Source organism: Phenylobacterium sp. GW821-FHT12F10 (assembly GCF_058806695.1).
In genome coordinates this window covers 1,324,367-1,340,942 of record NZ_JBXAPY010000001.1, presented here as the reverse complement: position 1 = coordinate 1,340,942, position 16,576 = coordinate 1,324,367, and the positions used below count along the sequence as shown (strand labels likewise).

The following is a 16,576-nucleotide window of genomic DNA, read 5'->3' as shown; positions in this document are numbered from 1 at the left end:
CTGACGCCATGGCCGAGGAGATTCTGAGCCCCCGCGATCTGAACCGCGCCCTGCTGGCCCGGCAGATGCTGCTGGAACGCGCGCCGATCGGGCCGCTGGAGGCCCTGGAACGGCTGGTGGGCGTCCAGGCGCAACTTCCACGCACGCCGTTCATCGGCCTCTGGGCGCGGCTGGCGGGGTTCAATCCCGAGACCCTGCGCCAGGCCATCGCGGCGCGCCAGGTGGTGCGCGCCACCGCCATGCGCGGGACGCTCTATCTCATGACCGCCGCGGCCTTCCTGGCCCTCCGCGGCAGCCTGCGCACCGACGAGGCCATGAGCCTGCCCGGTGGGACCAAGACCACGGTGGCTGAGCTGGAGCCTGTCCTGGCCCTGGCGCGCACCCATTTCGCCGAGCCCAGGGCCTTCGAGAGTTTCCGCGAGGTTCTTGAAAAGGCCGGCTATTCCGACATCCGCGTCATGGCCTATGCGGCCCGTCAGCTGCTGCCCCTGGTGCAGGCGGCCTCCGACACCGCCTACGGCTTCGCACCGGGGGGCGAGTTCGTCCTGACCCAGGCCTATCTCGACCAGGAGGTCGCGGGCCCCGCCCCTGCCGAGCTGCTGCGCCGCTATCTGGCCGCCTGGGGCCCGGCGACGCCGGCGGACTTCAGCGGCTGGTCGGGGCTGAAGGGCGTGGCCCCGCTGTTCGAGGCGCTTGGCCCGGAGCTGGTCACCTTCCGCGACGCGCGCAAGCGGGTCCTCTACGATCTGAAGGACGCGCCCCGCCCGGACGGCGACACGCCGGCCCCGCCGCGCCTCGTGCCGGACTTCGACGCCGTCACCCAGGGCCACCAGGACCGCACCCGCGTCCTGCCCGCCGAACACGCGCCCAGGATCGCCAGCAAGAACCTGCAGGTGCCGCCGATGCTGCTGGTGGACGGCTTCGTGGCCGGGACCTGGAGGCTGGAGGTCAGGCGCAAGACCGCGACGGTGACCGTCACCGCCTTCGAGACGCTCAGCGCCAAGGATCGCAAGGCCGTGGAGGCCGAGGCCGTCGATCTTGCGAAGACCTTTGAACCGGCGGCGGAACCTACCGTGGTCTTCGCCTAGGTGTTGGCGGCCTTGGCGAAATAGATCTCGGCCGGGCCGGGGAAATTCCGCTGACGCACGTCGTCGGCATAGGCGGCGACCGCCTTGGAGATCTCGCCCCGCAGGTCGCCGTAGCGGCGCACGAATTTCGGCGTCCAGTCGAACAGGCCCAGCATGTCGTCGGTCACCAGAATCTGGCCGTCGCAGCCGGCCGAGGCGCCGATGCCGATGGTGGGGACGGCGATGGTCTCGGTGATCTCACGGGCCAGGCCCTCGGCCACGCCCTCGACGACGACGGCGAAGGCGCCGGCCGCGGCGGTGGCCTTGGCCTCCTCCAGGATGCGGGCGCGTTCGTCCCCGCCCCGGCCCTTGGCCTTGAAGCCGCCGTCCACCAGCACCGCCTGGGGCCGCAGACCGACATGGCCCATGACCGGCACGCCGCGTTTGACGAGGTATTCGATGGTGTCGACCACCGTGGAACCGCTCTCGACCTTCACGGCCGAGGCGCCGGTCTCCTTCATGATGCGCACGGCGTTCTCATAGGCGGTCTCCGGCGCGCCCTCGTAGGAGCCGAAGGGCATGTCGACGACGACCATGGCCTTCCTGGAGGTGCGCATGACCGCCTGGCCGTGCAGGATCATCATCTCCATCGTCACACCGACGGTGTTGGGCAGGCCGTGGACCACCATGCCGACGCTGTCGCCCACCAGCAGCAGGTCGCAGTGCTCGTCCAGCAGCTCGGCCATCGGCGCGGTGTAGGCCGTGAGGCAGACGATGGGCACGCCGCCCTTGCGCGCGGTGATGTCCGGCGCGGCGAGGCGCCGGACGGTCTCCTGACGATGGGACGACATCAGATCTCCTCGATCACGCGGGTGAGCACGAAGCCCATGGCCAGGACGGCGAGGCCGCTGGCGATCCAGACCACGGTCCAGTCGGACTGCACCATGGCGAACAAGTCCATGCCCGGGCGAGCCTGGGCGATGCCGGCCTGCAGGATGCGCGAGGACCCCTCCGAGGCGTCCTCCACCCGCTGGACGAAGTTGGACATGATCAGCTGGCTCGCGCCGATGACGCCGCCGGCCAGGCCCGCGGCGCCGATGAACCAGCGGCGCAGGTTCCAGCCGTAGTTCAGCCGGCGCTCCACGCGCGCGGCGAAGGCGCTCTCGTCCGGGAAGACGGGCGCCTCGGCGAAGAGCCGCTCCAGGCGACGCTCGAAATCGATCTCAGCCATTGCCGCGCCTCCCCTCAAGCTCCGCGCCCTCAGGCGCCAGTCGCGTTCTGAGCTTCTCCAGACCACGTTTGACATGGGATTTGACCGTTCCAAGCGGCAGATTCAAGGCGTCCGCGGCCTCGGCGTGGGAAAGGCCCGCGCCGTAGCACATGCTCACGCAGAGACGTTCCGCCGCCCCCAAACACTTCATGGCTTCATCCAGATCGATACGGCCGGCGGCGTCGGGGTGGTGGGCGGTCTCCGCCCCCTCCTCGGCTTCGACGGCCAGGCTCGCCAGGCGCCGTTCGCGCTGCAGGCGCTTCAGGTACTGCCGGGCGGCGATCCGCTTGACCCAGGCGGCGAAGGTCCCCTCGCCCCGGAACTCGGTGATGCTCTCGAAGGCCGCGAGGAAGGCGTCCTGGGCCGTGTCGTCGGCCTCGGCCCCGCCCGCGCCCATCCGGCGCAGGAGACCCCGCACGGCCGAGCCATGCCGACGGACCAGCTCGCCAAAGGCGCCCCGTTCCCCCGCCGCGGCGAGGGCCGCCAGCTCCACATCGTGGAGGCTCGCATACCGTAGCTGTTGTGCGCCCGACATTGGGCTTGCTCCCCCTGGAACCGGCCTACTTGCCGCGCCCGAAGAACGAGATGGCGATGAAGGCCAGGCCGATGAAACCCGGGAAGGCGGCCATGCCGATCAGCGGATAGAGGGCGTCCGGCTCCTCGAAGCTGATGGCGAAGCCGAAGGCGGCCAGGCCAACGGCGACCCCCAGCCAGATGATGCCGACGCGCAGGTCGCGGGTGGGCGAGGCCGGAGCCTTGATCTTCACATCGCTGGTGATGGCCTCGATCACCTCGGCGGGGATCGGCTGGCCGTGTTCGATCGAGGCCTTGAGGGTGTCGTGCAGGCGCGAGCGTTCGCGGCTCTTCAGGTAGCTCGGCACCAGGAAGAGCGAGGCGATCGAACCGAAAATGATGAAGACGATGAGGACGGCTTCCATGATGTGGTCTCTCCAGTTGGGGCCGTTTCAGCCCGCTTCTGTAGGGAAAGAGGCTTGCTCGGCTGCGTACAGATGCAAGCGGAGCCATGAAATCTTTGTCATCATCGGAAACTCAAGACCGACCCGAGCCGTCCGGAGGCCAGGGCCACGAGCAGGGCCGCTCCGCCGATGGCCAGGCCGGCGGGGGCCAGGCCTTCCGCCAGGGCGCGCAGGGCCGGCTGCAGCACCGGCCACAGCATGGCCAGGGCCGCGGCGCCGGCGAGGCTGGCCGCGGCGATGAAGGCCAGTTCCCGCTGAAAGCGCCGGCGCGCCACCGCCTCCAGGACCGCCGCCGAGAAGGCCGGATCGCGCGCCGGCGGCAGGTCCTGGGCGAACAGGGCGGCGAGGTGATCGTCAGGCCGGGTCATCAGCTATTCCCAAAGCTTTCAGCAGACGCGCGCGGCCGCGGCTGACGTGCGATTTCACTGTGCCCAGCGGAAGCGCCAGAATCTGGGCGGCCTCCGCGTGGCTGAAGTCCCCGGCGAGACAGAGGGCGACCGCGGCCCTCTGTTCCACCGGCAGGTCCGCCATGGCCTGGTCCAGGGCCAGGCGGTCGGCGGGGTGCGGCGCCCCGGTCGTCGGCGCCGCCTCCTGGTAGTCCGCCTCCCGCCGTCTGGCGCGGCGCGCCGAACGCAGGGCGGTCAGGGTCTTGTTATAGCCGATCCCGCAGAGCCAGGCCCGGACATTGGCGTCGGGCGGCAGCTCGTCGAGCTTCTCCCAGGCGGTCAGGAAGGTCTCCTGGGCCAGGTCGTCGGCCAGGGCCCAGTCGCCGCAGGCCCGGCGCAGGAAGGCCCGCAGCGCCTGCTGGTGGCGCTCGACGAGCCGGGCGATGTCCTGCGTCGGAACATGGCCGCCATCGAACGCCATGGGCGTCATTTGCCTTTGAAGGTCGAGGACAGAAGGGCCAGGGCCAGGTTGGCCACGGCGATGCAGGTCAGGATGACCGCCACCACCCGGAACGGCCCGACAGTGCCGGGCACGAAGGCGTATTGCGAGGCCAGCCAGAAGGCGGCCGCGATGGCGCCGGTGTAGATCGCCGAGCGAAACTGCCAGTAGGGCCCATGCCGATAGTAGCGGCGATAGGCGCGCCGGCCGCGGCGGCCGGCATAGCGGTCGTCGTCGTCCTCCCAGGCGTCATCCTGCACCTGGCGCAGCAACTCGGGCGGCACGTCCTTGCCCTGGGCCGAATAGGTCTTGATCAGATCCAGGGCGTCGCGGCTGCGCTGATAGCTGAGCCAGCGGTCCCAGGCGGCGAAGATGAAGCCGCCGATGGGAAAGATCAGCCACCAATAGCTGTGGAAAAAGTCCTGCACGGTCGATGTATCCATGAGCTTGAGCCCCGAGTGGTTTCCAGGGCCGGGAATTCGTCTGCCCGCCCGTTTCATCCCTAGTCGCCGCCGCGGCGCCGATTGGATGCGGGACTGGCGATTATTTCTGGCCCGGCCGGGTCAGCTGTGCGGATAGGTCCTTCGCACATAAGCGAGCGACCTGGCCGCCAGGGCCTCCAGCACCTCGAGATCAACGTCGGACAGCCGCTTGATATAGAGGCAGCCCTTGCCGGTCGTGAACCTGCCCAGCCTCGCCAACAGCGGCTCGCTGGCCATGCCGCCATCGGCGTAGATTCCCATCAGGTAGAGGGTCAGGGCCGCCTTGCGCGGCGAGAAGGCGATGCAGGGCGCGTCACCCTCCCGGCCGCTCTCGTAGCGATAGTGGTACTGGCCGAACCCCACGATGCTGGGCCCCCACATCTTGGGGCGCCGGTCGCTGACCTTGGCCAGCAGGGCGCAGAGGTCCCGCGCATCGGCCTGGCGCGACGCCGGCTGGAGGTCGCCGAGAAAGGTCTCGACGTCGGCCTGCGTGGGCTGGGTCTTGTTCTGCTGGGCCATCTCCGCCTCCCAGCCGGAAAGTCTAGCAGCGCGAGAGCCGGCGCCCAGTCCTAGCCGAAGGAGGCCGCATAGGCGTGGGGCGTGAAGCCGACGATGACGCCGCCGCCGACATCCAGGACCGGCCGCCGGATCATGGAGGGCTGACCCAGCATCAGGGCGATGGCCTTGGTCTCATCCAGGTCGGCCTTGTCGGCCTCCGGCAACTTGCGGAAGGTGGTCCCCGAGCGGTTCAACAGCAGCTCCCAGCCCACCTGGGCGGCCCAGGTCTCCAGGCGCGCCCGCTCGATCCCGGCGGTCTTGTAGTCGTGGAAGGCGTAGGCGATCCCGTGCTCGTCGAGCCAGGTGCGCGCCTTCTTCATCGTGTCGCAGGCCTTGATGCCGTAGATCGTCACCGACGGGGGTCGCGCCATCTTGAGTTCTCCAGGGTCGCATCGGGTTTGCGTCCTGCGCCCCGACCCGACAAACTGCGCCTGTCCAAACCACGCCCTGTGACTGAGATCAAACCCGGCCGGGGCCGCCCCTGATACTTGTCATCAGCCGGTCTCGCCGGCGCCTTGGGATCGCCGCCATGAAGCATGCCGTTGTCCTCGCCCATCCCAAGCCCGACAGCTTCTGCGCCTCCATCGCGCGGACCTGCGTCGAGACCCTGACCGAGCTGGGCCACACTGCGGTCCTGCGCGACCTCTACGCCATGGACTTCGACCCGCGCCTGAAGGCGCAGGAGCTGCCCACCGACGCCGGCTTCCAGGCCGCCGCCGACGTCGCCGCCGAGCGCGGCCTGCTGGCCGGGGTCGACAGCTTCATCTTCGTCTATCCCTTCTGGTTCAACGCCCCGCCGGCGATCCTGAAGGGCTATGTCGACCGGGTGTTCGGCATGCGCTTCGGCTTCGCCCCGGCCTCGGACGGGACCGAGCCCCTGCTGGAGGCCAAGAGCCTGCTGAGTTTCTCCACCTCCGGCGCGCCGGACCAGTGGGTCAATTCCACCGGGGCGCTCAAGGCCCTGATGACGGTGTTCGATTATCACCTGGCCGGAGTCTGCGGCCTGACCGTGCTGGGCCATTCGCACTTCGGCGGCATCGTCCCGAACATGGCGGAGGACCCGGCCGCCGACATGCTAGACCAGGTCCGCGCCGCCCTGCGCAGCAGCTTCGCCGCGGACGCCTCCGCCTAACCCACCGGTTCCCATGACCACGCGCAACCTCGACGCCCTCTTCGAGCCGCGGGCGATCGCCCTGGTGGGCGCCAGCAACACCCCCCACACCGTGGGCGCGGTCCTGGCGCGCAATCTGCTGGAGAGCGGCTTCAAGGGCCCGGTCCTGGCGGTCAATCCGCATGAGCAGGCGATCCGCTCGACGCTGAGCTACACCTCGGTGGCCGACCTCCCCATCACCCCGGACCTGGCGGTGATCGCCACCCCGGCGCCCGGCGTGCCCCAGATCATCGCCGACCTGGGCGCGCGCGGCTGCCGCGCCGCCGTGGTGATCTCGGCGGGTTTCGCCGCCGGCGAAGGGGGCCTGCGCCAGCAACTGCTGCAGGCCGCCCGGCCTCATCTTCTGCGGATCGTCGGCCCCAACTGCCTCGGATTCATCTCCCCCAAGCGCGGGATCAACGCTAGCTTCGTCCACCTGACCCCGGCCGCCGGCGGCATCGCCCTGGTGGCGCAGTCCGGCGCCGTCACCGCCGCGGCCCTGGACTGGGCCAATAGCCGGGGTTTCGGCTTCTCCCACGTGGTCACCATCGGCGACGCCGCCGATGTCGATTTCGGCGACCTGCTGGACTATCTGGCCCTGGACCCCGAGACCAAGGCGATCCTGCTCTATGTCGAGAGCATCACCGACGCGCGCAAGTTCATGACCGCCGGCCGGATCGCCGCCCGCACCAAGCCGGTGGTGGTGATCAAGGCCGGACGCAGCGCCGCCGGGGCCAAGGCGGCCTTCTCCCACACCGGCGCCCTGGCCGGCTCCGACGCGGTCTATGACGCGGCCTTCCGGCGCGCCGGCATGCTGCGGGTGGGCGAGCTGCGGGAGCTGTTCGACGCCGTCACCACCCTCACCGCCGGTCTGTCGATCCAGGGCGACCGGCTGGCCATCCTCACCAACGGCGGCGGCGCGGGCGTCATGGCGGTCGACGCCCTGGAGGCCCGGGGTGGGCGGCTCGCCACCCTGTCGGCGGAGGGACTGGAACGCCTGGCCACCGGCCTGCCCGCCAACGCCTCGCGCGGCAATCCGGTGGACATCCTCGGCGACGCCCAGGCCGACCGCTACAGCCTGGCCCTGGAGGTCCTGCTGCAGGAGCCCGAGGCCGACGCCATCCTGGTGCTCAACTGTCCGGTCGCCGTGGCCGACAGCGCCGATGCGGCCCGGGCCGTCGTGGCGACCTACGCCAAGGCCAAGATCAGGCCGCCGATATTCAGCTGCTGGCTGGGGGACGGCGCCGTGGCCGAGGGCCGCCGCGTCCTGGCCGCCGCCAAGATCCCCACCCATGAGACCCCGGACGAGGCGGTGCGGGCCTTCACCCACCTGGTGGCCCATCGCCAGAACCAGCAGATGCTGCTGCAGACCCCGGCCCTGTCCTCCGGAGTCAGCCGCGATCCCCCCGCGGCGCGCAAGCTGATCGAGGCCGTGCTGGCCTCCGGGCGCACGGAACTGACCGACCCCGAGGCCCGCGAGGTGATGAAGGCCTATGGCGTCCCGGTCATCGAGAGCCGCGCCGCCCCGACCCCCGAGGCCGCAGGCCTCGCGGCCGAGGCGATTGGCGGCCCGGTCGCCCTGAAGATCCTGTCGCGGGACATCAGCCACAAGTCCGATGTCGGCGGCGTGGTCCTGAACCTGACGGGCGGCCAGGCGGTGGAGGCCGCGGCCCGCCGGATGCTGGAGGCCGTCGCCGCCGCCAAGCCGGGCGCGAAGATCGACGGCTTCAGCCTGGAGGCCATGATCCTGCGCCCCAAGAGCGAGGAGCTGATCGTCGGCGTCCTGCAGGACGCGGTCTTCGGTCCCGTCGTGCTGTTCGGCCGTGGCGGCGTCGCCGTGGAAGTGGAGGGCGACCGCGCCATCGGCCTGGCGCCGCTGGACGACGTCCTGGCCCGCGAACTGATCGGCCGCACCCGGATCTCCAAGCGGCTGGCCGGCTATCGCGACCGCCCGCCCGCCGACCTGGGCGCCCTGTCGGAGGTGCTGATCGGCCTTTCCCGCCTGGCCGCCGACCTGCCCGAGGTGGTGGAGCTGGACATCAATCCGCTGCTGGCCGACGCCGACGGGGTGATCGCCCTGGACGCCCGGATCCGCCTGGCCAGGCCGGACCACGCGCCGCGGGCGGCGATCCGCCCCTATCCCGAGGACCTGACCCATTCCGTGACCGTCGGGGACGCCGCCCTGACGGTGCGCGCCATCCGGCCCCAGGACGCCCCGCGCCTGATCGAGATGCTGAACCAGAGCACGCCGGAGGATGTGCGCCTGCGCTTCCGCACCGGCTTCCGACCCCTGCCGGAGAGCTGGGCCCAGCGGCTGTCGCAGATCGACTACGACCGGGAGATGGCGCTGGTGGCGGAAGCGCCCGACGGCGCCATCCTGGGGGTCTCGCGGCTGGCCGGCGACCCGGAGGGGGCCACGGCGGAGTTCGCCTTGATGGTCCGCAGCGACTGGCAGAACCGCGGCCTGGGCCGCCGGCTGCTGCAGGAGCTGCTGAGCTACGCCGCGGCCCGCAAGCTGGTTCAGGTGTGGGGGGAGATCGACCGCGAGAACCGCCCGATGCTGGACATGGCCGCGGCCTTCGGCTTCGAGCGCCAGCCCCCCCAGGACCCCACCCTGACCCGGGTGGTCAAGACCCTGCCCTGACCGGCTCAACCCGCGATCGGCGAACCCCGCTCCGCCAGATCGCCCTTGTCGGCCCCGGAATATCGCCCTCCTAATCTGGTCCTTCACTGGCCAGGGGAATCGGGATGTCGAACCAACAGCAGGGCTTCCTCCATAGCCGCCGCGCCTTGCTGGCGGGGGGCGCGGCCGCCACCCTGTTCGCCCCGGGCCTGGCCTTCGCCGCCAGCGGCGACCTGGCGGTCATCCGCAAGGCCGCCGAGAAGGGCTACGACGCCTCGGTCAAGCGCATCCAGGACTGGATCGCCCTGCCCTCCATCGCCGCGGAGAACCGCGACATGGACAAGGGCGCCGACTACATGATGGCGCTCGCCAAGGACGCCGGGTTCCAGCACATCGAGAAGGTGCCCACCGACGGCCACCCCGGCGTCTTCGCGACCCTGGATGTCGGCGCCAAGCGCTGGATGGGCATCTACTTCATGTACGACGTGAAGCAGTTCGACCCCGCCGAGTGGAGCTCCCCGCCCCTGGAGGCGCGCATCGTCGACAAGCCCGGCTTCGGCAAGGTGATCGTCGGCCGTGGCGCGGTGAACCAGAAGGGCCCGGAGGGCACGTTCCTGGCCGCCCTGCACGCCATCCGCGCGGCGGGCAAGAAGCCGCCGGTGAACCTGGTCCTGGTCTGCGAGGGCGAGGAGGAGATCGGCAGCCCCCACTTCCGCCAGATCGTCACCAGGCCCAACGTGCTGGCCGCCCTGAAGAAGTGCGAGGGCGTGGTGATCCCGGCCGGCTGGCAGAGCCCCAGCGATGGCGGGGTGACCGTGAACCTGGGCGCCAAGGGCGTCGTCGAGTTCGAGCTGGTGGCCAGCGGCGCCAAGTGGGGACGCGGCCCCAAGACCGACATCCATTCCAGCGAGAAGGCCCGCGTCGACAGTCCGGCCTGGCGCCTGGTCCAGGCGCTCTCGACCCTGGTCACCCCGGACGGCAACACCCCGGCCATCGACAACTATTTCGAGAAGGTCCGCCCCCTCACCGCCCGCGAGAAGGAGCTGATCGCCCTGGCCGGCAAGCAGCTCAGCGAGGCCGACGCCAAGAAGGCCCTGGGGGTCGAGCACTTCATTGACGACCTGCCCTGGGAGAAGACCCTGGAGCGCCTGGCTTCCCAGCCCACGGTCAACATCGAGGGCCTGGTGGCCGGCTATACCGGCCCCGGCGGCAAGACGGTCCTGCCCGGCCGGGCCGTCGCCAAGATCGACCTGCGCCTGGTGCCCAACCAGACCGCCGCGGATTCGGTGGCCAAGATCCGCGCCCACCTGGACAAGCGCGGCTTCCAGGACGTGGAGATCAATGTCAGCGGCGGCTACGACCCCACCGAGACCGACGAGAACAGCCGCCTGATCCGCGCCGAGCTGGCCACCTACAAGCGCAACAACGTCCCCACCACCATCTATCCGCGCCTGGCGGGATCCTGGCCAGGCGCGGTCTTCACCTCGGCCCCGGTCAGCCTGCCGGCCGGCCAGTTCGGCCTGGGCCACGGCAATGGCGCGCACGCCCCCAACGAGTACTACGTGATCGAGTCCAGCAACCCCAAGGTCGAGGGCCTGGTGGGCGCGACCATGAGCTATGTGGACTTCCTCTATGAGATCGCCTCGGCCAAGTAGGCGCCCATGGCCCCGCCCGCCCGGCCCGCGGTGGTGAGCGCCGGCGTCCTGGTCTGCCGCGGCGCGGGGCCGGGCCTGGAATTCCTGCTGGTCCATCCCGGCGGGCCCTTCTGGCGGGGCAAGGATGTCGCGGCCTGGTCGATCCCCAAGGGCCTGGCCGATCCGGGCGAGGACCTGCTGGCGGCGGCGCGGCGGGAGTTTCAGGAGGAGCTGGGCCTGGCCATCGCCACCCCGCTCACGCCCCTGTCCCCTCAACGGCTGCCCGGCGGCAAGGTCGTCCAGGCCTGGATGACCCAGGCCGATCTCGACCTCTCTGGGTTCCGCAGCAACAGCTTCGAGATGGAATGGCCGCGCGGCTCGGGCCGGATGCGGAGCTTCCCGGAGGTGGACCAGGCCGCCTACGTCCCGGCCGAGGCGGCCCTGATCAAGATCCATCGCGGCCAGCAGCCGATCCTACTGGAAGCCCGCCGGCGCCTGAGCGCCTAAGGCTGCGGGGCCGCCTTGGATAGGCCGCGTCTCGCCCCCATCTTGGGGGCTGGACGTGGCTGGGCTTCGCCGGGCCGGGCGTCTAAGGTCGAAGCGGTTGAAGGAGAAGATCGATGAGTCAGGAACGTGCGGTGCTGGCCGGCGGGTGCTTCTGGGGCATGCAGGATCTGATCCGCCGCTATGACGGCGTGATCTCCACCCGGGTGGGCTATTCCGGCGGCGACGTGAAGAACGCCACCTATCGCAACCACGGGACCCACGCCGAGGCCATCGAGATCATCTTCGATCCGGCCAGGATCAGCTACCGCGCCCTGCTGGAGTTCTTCTTCCAGATCCACGACCCGACGACGAAGAACCGGCAGGGCAACGACCTCGGGATGAGCTACCGCTCGGCGATCTACTACACCGACGAGGCGCAGAAGAAGGTCGCCCTGGACACCATCGCCGACGTCGAGGCCTCGGGCCTGTGGCCGGGCAAGGTTGTGACCGAGGTCGAGCCGGTGGGCGACTTCTGGGAGGCCGAGCCGGAGCACCAGGACTACCTGGAACGCATCCCCAACGGCTACACCTGCCACTTCGTGCGCCCGAACTGGAAACTTCCGGTCCGCGCCTCGGCGTGACGGCCTGGGGGCGGCTAGGCCGGCCCTATTCCCACTCGATCGTGCCCGGCGGCTTGGACGTCACGTCGTAGACCACGCGGTTGACGCCGCGGACCTCGTTGATGATCCGGGTGGCGCAGCGACCCAGGACCTCCCAGGGGAATTCGAAGAAGTCGGCGGTCATGCCGTCGGTGGAGGTGACGGCGCGCAGGGCCAGCACGTCCTCGTAGGTGCGGGCGTCGCCCATGACGCCGACCGTCTTCACCGGAAGCAGCACGGCGAAGGCCTGCCAGATCTTGTCGTAGAGGCCGGCCTTGCGGATCTCGTCGAGATAGATGGCGTCGGCCTGCTGCAGGACGGCGACCTTCTCCCGGGTGATCTCGCCGGGGATGCGGATGGCCAGGCCCGGCCCCGGGAAGGGGTGACGGCCGACGAAGGCGGGCGCCAGGCCCAGCTCGACACCCAGCGCGCGGACCTCGTCCTTGAAGAGCTCGCGCAGGGGCTCCACCAGCTTCAGCTTCATGTAGTCGGGCAGGCCGCCGACATTGTGGTGGCTCTTGATCACCGCCGAGGGGCCGCCGCTCGTCGACACGCTCTCGATCACGTCGGGATAGAGGGTGCCCTGGGCGAGGAAGGCCGCGCCTTCGATCTTGGCGCTCTCCTTGTCGAAGACGTCGATGAACAGGCGCCCGATGGTCTTGCGCTTGGTCTCCGGATCGCTGACGCCCGCCAGTTCGCCCAGGAACAGATCGCCGGCGTCCACGTGGATCAGCGGGATGTTGTAGTGGTCGCGGAACAGGGTGACGACCTGCTCTGCCTCGTTGTGGCGCAACAGGCCGGTGTCGACGAAGACGCAGGTCAGCTGGGCGCCGATGGCCTCGTGGATCAGGACCGCGGCCACCGAGGAGTCGACGCCGCCCGACAGGCCGCAGATCACCTTGCCATCGCCCACCTGGTCACGGATCTTCGCCACCATCTCCTGGCGGAACGAGGCCATGGTCCAGTCGCCGGTGAGCCCTGCGATGCCGTGGGTGAAGTTCCGCAGCATCTGGGCGCCGCGCGGGGTGTGGGCCACCTCCGGGTGGAACTGGATGCCGTAGAAGCGTCGCGCCTCGTCGGCGATCACCGCGTAGGGCGAGCCCGGCGAGGAGGCCACCACCTCGAACCCCTCCGGGATGGCGGTGATCTTGTCGCCGTGGCTCATCCAGACGGTCTCGAGATCGCCCACGTCGCCGAGGCCGGCCAGCAGGGGCGAGGCCTTCTCGATCTTGATCTCGGCGCGGCCGAACTCGCGATGGTGGCCGCCCTCGACCTTGCCGCCCAGTTCGGCGCACATGGTCATCTCGCCGTAGCAGATGCCCAGGACCGGTACGCCCAGTTCGAACACCTTCTTGGTGACGGCGGGGCTCTCGTCCTCGTGCACGCTGGCCGGGCCGCCCGACAGGATCACCGCCTTGGGGGCGTAGTCGGCCAGCATGGCCTCGACCTTGTCGTAGGGATGGATCTCGCAGAAGACGCCGCTCTCGCGCAGGCGCCTGGCGATCAGCTGGGTCACCTGGCTGCCGAAGTCGACGATCAGGACGCGTTCGTGGGTGGGCTCGGAGGTCATGGGGCTTTGTCGGAAAGAGGTTTGGTTCGCTCCAGCACCGCGACGAAGAAGCCGTCGGTGGCGGCGGTGGCGGGGGTCAGGCGGAGATAGCCTTCCGGCGTCAGGCGTTCCGCGAGCTGCTCGTCGGCGGTGGCGGGCTTGACGGAAAAGCCTTCGGTGCGGGCCAGGAAGGCGGCCACCCGGTCCTCGTCCTCCTCGGGCAGGACCGAGCAGGTGACATAGATCATCCGGCCGCCCGGCTTCACGAAGGTCGCGCCCAGGTCCAGCACCGCGTCCTGGTCGGACTGGCGCCGCGCGAAGGTCTCCTCGCTGAGCCGCCACTTGGTGTCAGGGTGGCGGCGCCAGGCGCCCGAGCCGGAACAGGGGGCGTCGATGAAAACCACGTCCATCTTGCCTTCGAGGCCCACGAGCGGCCCCTCGGTCACCGGCGAGCGGATCTGCAGGTTTCGCACGCCGGCGCGGTCGGCGCGGCGGATGGTGTCGGCCAGGCGGCGCGCCTCGCTGTCATAAGCGTAGATCTGGCCGGTGTTGCCCATGGCGGCGGCGAGCGCGAGGGTCTTGCCCCCGCCTCCGGCGCAGAGGTCCAGCACCTGGGCGCCCTTGATCTCGCCGGCGCAGGCCGCGGCGATCTGCGAGCCGAGGTCCTGCACCTCGAACCAGCCCTTGGAGAAGGCCGGAATGGTCTCCACGGCCCCGGCGCGATCGGTGGCGGCGGGCGCGGGGATGCGCAGGGCGTTGGGCAGTTGCGGCACAGCGGCGGCGTTCAGCGGCTGGGTGGCCTTCAGCGCGCGGGCCGGGTCGGTCTTCAGGGTGTTGACCCGCAGGTCGATGGGCGCGCGTTCGGAGAGCGCCTCCCCTTCCCGCGCCGCCGCGTCGCCGAAGGCGCGGGCGAAGCTGGCCTCCAGCCATTGCGGGTAGTCGCCCCGCACCGAGGGCGGGGCCTCGCCCAGGTCGCGGGGATTTTCGAGCGCCATGATCTCGGCTTCGGTCAGGGCGCCGTGGCCGTGCGGCTCCTCGGTGACGGCCGCGGCGATGCGGTCGACGGGCCAGTCCCACTCGAACTTCAGGACGCCCAGGATGGCGGCGCGGATGCTGTCGTCGCCCATCTTCCAGGCGATGGAGCGGCGGCGGCGCAGGGCGTCGAGCACCAGGCCCGAGACCCAGGCGCGGTCCTTGGAGCCGGCGTAGCGGGCGTCATTGCCCCAGGACTTCAGGGCCAGCCGCACTGGCCGGTGGCGTTCCTCGACGTCGGTGAGAACCTCGATGGCCGCCGAGAGGCGTCCGCCGTCACGCAAGGAAGATCGCCGCCACGATCATGCCTATGCCCACCAGGCTGACCAGCCAGACCAGGGTGCGCACGCCGGAAATCCCGGCGGCGTAGAGAGGCACATAGAGCGCCCGGGCGACGACATAGAGCACCGCCCCCCACAGGGTCAGCGGGCCGGTCTTGGCCACCAGATAGGCGGCGAAGATGGCGGCCACGAAGAAGGGGAAGGTCTCCTGGAAGTTCTTGAAGGCGCGGTCCAGGCGGGCGGCCACACCGGTAAGCGGCATGTCCTCGTCGCGCGGGCCGGCCGCCCACTTCAGGTCCTGCTGGGCCCGCGCCGCCCCGGCCGCCCAGAGCAACTGGACGACCCCGACGATGATCGCCGCGCCGATGAGTTGGAGTTCGGGGGCTGCGTTCATGGTCTCAGACCGGGCTCGTATAGTTGGGGGCCTCACGGGTCATCATGACGTCGTGCACGTGGCTCTCGCGCAGGCCCGCCCCGGTGATGCGGATGAACCGGGCGTTGTCGCGGAAGGCCTGGAGGTTGGCCGCGCCGGTATAGCCCATGGCCGCCCTCAAGCCCCCGACCATCTGGTGCAGGATGGCCGCGATCGGGCCCTTGTAGGCCACCTGGCCCTCGATGCCCTCCGGCACCAGCTTCAGGGCCGAGACCTCCTTCTGGAAGTAGCGGTCCGCCGAGCCGTTGGCGGTGGACATGGCGCCCAGCGAGCCCATGCCGCGATAGGCCTTGTAGGAGCGGCCCTGGTAGAGGAACACCTCGCCGGGGGCCTCGTCGGCGCCGGCGAAGGCCGAGCCCATCATGGCCACCTGGGCGCCCATGGCCAGCGCCTTGGCCAGGTCGCCGGAATACTTGATGCCGCCGTCGGCGATGATCGGCACGTCGGTGCCGGCCGCGGCGCGGACGGCGTCGGCGATGGCGGTGAGCTGGGGCACACCCACCCCGGCCACCATGCGGGTGGTGCAGATGGAGCCCGGGCCGATGCCCACCTTGACCGCATCGGCGCCGGCGTCGATCAGGGCGCGGGCGCCTTCATACGTGGCGACATTGCCGGCGACGATCTGGACGCGGTTGGTTTCGCGCTTCAGGCGGCCGACGGCGCGGGAGACGTCGGCGTTGTGGCCGTGGGCGGTGTCGATCACCAGCACGTCCACTCCGGCGTCCACCAGGGCCATGGAACGCTCGAAACCGGTGTCGCCCACCGTGGAGGCGGCGCCCACCAGCAGGCGACCCTGGGCGTCCTTGGCCGCGACCGGGTGGGCCTGGGCCTTCTCCATGTCCTTGACGGTGATCAGGCCGACGGCGCGGTAGGCCTCGTCCACCACGATGATCCGCTCGATCTTGTGCTTTCGCAGCAGGGCGCGGGCCTCGTCCTGGCTGCAGCCCTCGCGAACCGTGATCAGATTATCCTTGGTCATCAAGGCCTTGGCCGGGACTTCGCTGGAGCCCTCGAACCGCATGTCGCGGTTGGTGAGAATGCCAACCAGCTTGCCGGTGCCGGGCTCGACCACCGGGAAGCCGGAGATCTTGCGCCGCGACTTGATGGCCAGGACCTCGCTGAGCGGGGTGTCCGGGTTGATGGTCAGGGGATTGATGACCATGCCGCTTTCGTAGCGCTTCACCTCGCGCACCTGCTCGGCCTGTTCCTCAGGCGTCATGTTGCGGTGAAGCACGCCCAGGCCGCCGTGTTGCGCCATGGCGATGGCCAGGCGGCTCTCGGTGACGGTGTCCATGGCCGAGGACACGAGCGGTATGTTCAGACTGATTTCGCGCGTGAACCGGGTGGAGGTGTCCACCTGGCCGGGCATCACATCGGATGCGCCGGGTTCGAGCAAAACGTCGTCGAAGGTGAGCCCTTCGCGAATCTCCATTGGAGTCTCCATTTTGCGAGCCGCGTATAAGGCGTCGGGGCGGGGGTGAGCAAGCGCA

General features: G+C 70.1%; 19 protein-coding genes. 6 read left to right on the top strand and 13 right to left on the bottom strand.

All coding sequences use genetic code 11. From position 1 onward, the window contains the following. Window positions 1–8: 8 nt before the first annotated feature. Complete coding sequence (locus tag AC1RN5_RS06735) at window positions 9–1,088, top strand: winged helix DNA-binding domain-containing protein (protein WP_493040477.1); 1,080 nt, start codon at window positions 9–11, stop codon at window positions 1,086–1,088. Here AC1RN5_RS06735 and panB read toward each other — a convergent pair. The 9 genes from panB to AC1RN5_RS06690 all read right to left on the bottom strand — a co-directional run bounded on the left by panB (window position 1,085) and on the right by AC1RN5_RS06690 (window position 5,610). After that, the gene (panB, locus tag AC1RN5_RS06730) at window positions 1,085–1,918 is read right to left on the bottom strand and encodes a 3-methyl-2-oxobutanoate hydroxymethyltransferase (protein WP_493040476.1); all 834 of its coding nucleotides are present in this window, start codon (window positions 1,916–1,918) and stop codon (window positions 1,085–1,087) included. The two genes, AC1RN5_RS06735 and panB, sit on opposite strands and share 4 nt — an antisense overlap. Further along, complete coding sequence (locus AC1RN5_RS06725) at window positions 1,918–2,298, bottom strand: hypothetical protein (protein WP_304700603.1); 381 nt, start codon at window positions 2,296–2,298, stop codon at window positions 1,918–1,920. The genes panB and AC1RN5_RS06725 overlap by 1 nt, the downstream gene beginning before the upstream one ends. Then, complete coding sequence (locus AC1RN5_RS06720) at window positions 2,291–2,872, bottom strand: RNA polymerase sigma factor (protein ID WP_304700604.1); 582 nt, start codon at window positions 2,870–2,872, stop codon at window positions 2,291–2,293. The genes AC1RN5_RS06725 and AC1RN5_RS06720 overlap by 8 nt, the downstream gene beginning before the upstream one ends. Window positions 2,873–2,897: 25 nt before the next feature. Then, window positions 2,898–3,275: a DUF6249 domain-containing protein gene (locus tag AC1RN5_RS06715; RefSeq protein WP_421931734.1), complete on the bottom strand. Its 378-nt coding sequence runs from the start codon at window positions 3,273–3,275 to the stop codon at window positions 2,898–2,900. Between the two features lie 101 nt (window positions 3,276–3,376). Beyond that, window positions 3,377–3,682 carry a hypothetical protein gene (locus AC1RN5_RS06710; RefSeq protein WP_493040475.1) on the bottom strand — a complete coding sequence of 102 codons (306 nt, stop codon included), beginning with the start codon at window positions 3,680–3,682 and terminating at the stop codon, window positions 3,377–3,379. Continuing rightward, window positions 3,669–4,181 (bottom strand): RNA polymerase sigma factor, encoded by a 513-nt coding sequence (locus AC1RN5_RS06705; RefSeq protein ID WP_493040474.1) that lies wholly within the window; start codon window positions 4,179–4,181, stop codon window positions 3,669–3,671. The genes AC1RN5_RS06710 and AC1RN5_RS06705 overlap by 14 nt, the downstream gene beginning before the upstream one ends. A 5-nt stretch (window positions 4,182–4,186) precedes the next feature. Then, window positions 4,187–4,642, bottom strand: coding sequence for a hypothetical protein (locus tag AC1RN5_RS06700; RefSeq protein ID WP_493040473.1), 456 nt, complete (start codon window positions 4,640–4,642; stop codon window positions 4,187–4,189). 120 nt (window positions 4,643–4,762) lie between these two features. After that, window positions 4,763–5,200, bottom strand: a complete 438-nt coding sequence (locus AC1RN5_RS06695; RefSeq protein WP_493040472.1) for a DUF1801 domain-containing protein — start codon at window positions 5,198–5,200, stop codon at window positions 4,763–4,765. A 50-nt stretch (window positions 5,201–5,250) separates the two neighbouring features. Next, entirely contained in the window at window positions 5,251–5,610 is a 360-nt protein-coding gene (locus AC1RN5_RS06690; RefSeq protein WP_493040471.1) for an ArsC family reductase, read from the bottom strand. A gap of 158 nt (window positions 5,611–5,768) precedes the next feature. Here AC1RN5_RS06690 and AC1RN5_RS06685 point away from each other — a divergent pair, with 158 nt between their 5' ends. The 5 genes from AC1RN5_RS06685 (at window position 5,769) to msrA (ending at window position 11,773) form a co-directional block, all read left to right on the top strand. After that, window positions 5,769–6,371: an NAD(P)H-dependent oxidoreductase gene (locus AC1RN5_RS06685; RefSeq protein ID WP_493040470.1), complete on the top strand. Its 603-nt coding sequence runs from the start codon at window positions 5,769–5,771 to the stop codon at window positions 6,369–6,371. A 13-nt stretch (window positions 6,372–6,384) separates the two neighbouring features. Then, the gene (locus AC1RN5_RS06680) at window positions 6,385–9,033 is read left to right on the top strand and encodes a bifunctional acetate--CoA ligase family protein/GNAT family N-acetyltransferase (RefSeq protein WP_493040469.1); all 2,649 of its coding nucleotides are present in this window, start codon (window positions 6,385–6,387) and stop codon (window positions 9,031–9,033) included. Window positions 9,034–9,137: 104 nt separating this feature from the next. Then, complete coding sequence (locus AC1RN5_RS06675; protein ID WP_493040468.1) at window positions 9,138–10,667, top strand: M20/M25/M40 family metallo-hydrolase; 1,530 nt, start codon at window positions 9,138–9,140, stop codon at window positions 10,665–10,667. Between the two features lie 6 nt (window positions 10,668–10,673). After that, window positions 10,674–11,153, top strand: a complete 480-nt coding sequence (locus AC1RN5_RS06670) for an NUDIX hydrolase (RefSeq protein ID WP_493040467.1) — start codon at window positions 10,674–10,676, stop codon at window positions 11,151–11,153. A gap of 113 nt (window positions 11,154–11,266) precedes the next feature. Then, entirely contained in the window at window positions 11,267–11,773 is a 507-nt protein-coding gene (msrA, locus tag AC1RN5_RS06665; protein ID WP_493040466.1) for a peptide-methionine (S)-S-oxide reductase MsrA, read from the top strand. Window positions 11,774–11,798: 25 nt separating this feature from the next. On the opposite strand, the gene guaA is transcribed toward msrA, so the two are convergent. The 4 genes from guaA to guaB are packed head-to-tail and all read right to left on the bottom strand — an operon-like array spanning window position 11,799 to window position 16,518. Next, window positions 11,799–13,361 carry a glutamine-hydrolyzing GMP synthase gene (gene guaA / locus AC1RN5_RS06660; protein WP_493040465.1) on the bottom strand — a complete coding sequence of 521 codons (1,563 nt, stop codon included), beginning with the start codon at window positions 13,359–13,361 and terminating at the stop codon, window positions 11,799–11,801. Further along, window positions 13,358–14,656, bottom strand: a complete 1,299-nt coding sequence (locus tag AC1RN5_RS06655) for an RsmB/NOP family class I SAM-dependent RNA methyltransferase (RefSeq protein ID WP_493040464.1) — start codon at window positions 14,654–14,656, stop codon at window positions 13,358–13,360. Before AC1RN5_RS06655 ends, guaA begins: the two co-directional genes overlap by 4 nt. Further along, window positions 14,649–15,047, bottom strand: coding sequence for an MAPEG family protein (locus AC1RN5_RS06650; RefSeq protein ID WP_493040463.1), 399 nt, complete (start codon window positions 15,045–15,047; stop codon window positions 14,649–14,651). The genes AC1RN5_RS06655 and AC1RN5_RS06650 overlap by 8 nt, the downstream gene beginning before the upstream one ends. Before the next feature lie 4 nt (window positions 15,048–15,051). Continuing rightward, a complete protein-coding gene (guaB, locus tag AC1RN5_RS06645) occupies window positions 15,052–16,518 on the bottom strand; it encodes an IMP dehydrogenase (RefSeq protein WP_421931860.1) in 1,467 nt (488 codons plus the stop codon). Window positions 16,519–16,576: the final 58 nt, after the last annotated feature.

Coding starts and splice junctions, on each gene's coding strand:
- AC1RN5_RS06700 (WP_493040473.1), bottom strand. CDS start 4,642: ATGGATACATCGACCGTGCAGGACTTTTTCCACAGCTATTGGTGGCTG.
- AC1RN5_RS06735 (WP_493040477.1), top strand. CDS start 9: ATGGCCGAGGAGATTCTGAGCCCCCGCGATCTGAACCGCGCCCTGCTG.
- guaA (WP_493040465.1), bottom strand. CDS start 13,361: ATGACCTCCGAGCCCACCCACGAACGCGTCCTGATCGTCGACTTCGGC.
- AC1RN5_RS06705 (WP_493040474.1), bottom strand. CDS start 4,181: ATGGCGTTCGATGGCGGCCATGTTCCGACGCAGGACATCGCCCGGCTC.
- guaB (WP_421931860.1), bottom strand. CDS start 16,518: ATGGAGATTCGCGAAGGGCTCACCTTCGACGACGTTTTGCTCGAACCC.
- AC1RN5_RS06690 (WP_493040471.1), bottom strand. CDS start 5,610: ATGGCGCGACCCCCGTCGGTGACGATCTACGGCATCAAGGCCTGCGAC.
- AC1RN5_RS06670 (WP_493040467.1), top strand. CDS start 10,674: ATGGCCCCGCCCGCCCGGCCCGCGGTGGTGAGCGCCGGCGTCCTGGTC.
- AC1RN5_RS06650 (WP_493040463.1), bottom strand. CDS start 15,047: ATGAACGCAGCCCCCGAACTCCAACTCATCGGCGCGGCGATCATCGTC.
- AC1RN5_RS06675 (WP_493040468.1), top strand. CDS start 9,138: ATGTCGAACCAACAGCAGGGCTTCCTCCATAGCCGCCGCGCCTTGCTG.
- AC1RN5_RS06680 (WP_493040469.1), top strand. CDS start 6,385: ATGACCACGCGCAACCTCGACGCCCTCTTCGAGCCGCGGGCGATCGCC.
- AC1RN5_RS06715 (WP_421931734.1), bottom strand. CDS start 3,275: ATGGAAGCCGTCCTCATCGTCTTCATCATTTTCGGTTCGATCGCCTCG.
- AC1RN5_RS06685 (WP_493040470.1), top strand. CDS start 5,769: ATGAAGCATGCCGTTGTCCTCGCCCATCCCAAGCCCGACAGCTTCTGC.
- AC1RN5_RS06710 (WP_493040475.1), bottom strand. CDS start 3,682: ATGACCCGGCCTGACGATCACCTCGCCGCCCTGTTCGCCCAGGACCTG.
- panB (WP_493040476.1), bottom strand. CDS start 1,918: ATGTCGTCCCATCGTCAGGAGACCGTCCGGCGCCTCGCCGCGCCGGAC.
- AC1RN5_RS06695 (WP_493040472.1), bottom strand. CDS start 5,200: ATGGCCCAGCAGAACAAGACCCAGCCCACGCAGGCCGACGTCGAGACC.
- AC1RN5_RS06725 (WP_304700603.1), bottom strand. CDS start 2,298: ATGGCTGAGATCGATTTCGAGCGTCGCCTGGAGCGGCTCTTCGCCGAG.
- msrA (WP_493040466.1), top strand. CDS start 11,267: ATGAGTCAGGAACGTGCGGTGCTGGCCGGCGGGTGCTTCTGGGGCATG.
- AC1RN5_RS06720 (WP_304700604.1), bottom strand. CDS start 2,872: ATGTCGGGCGCACAACAGCTACGGTATGCGAGCCTCCACGATGTGGAG.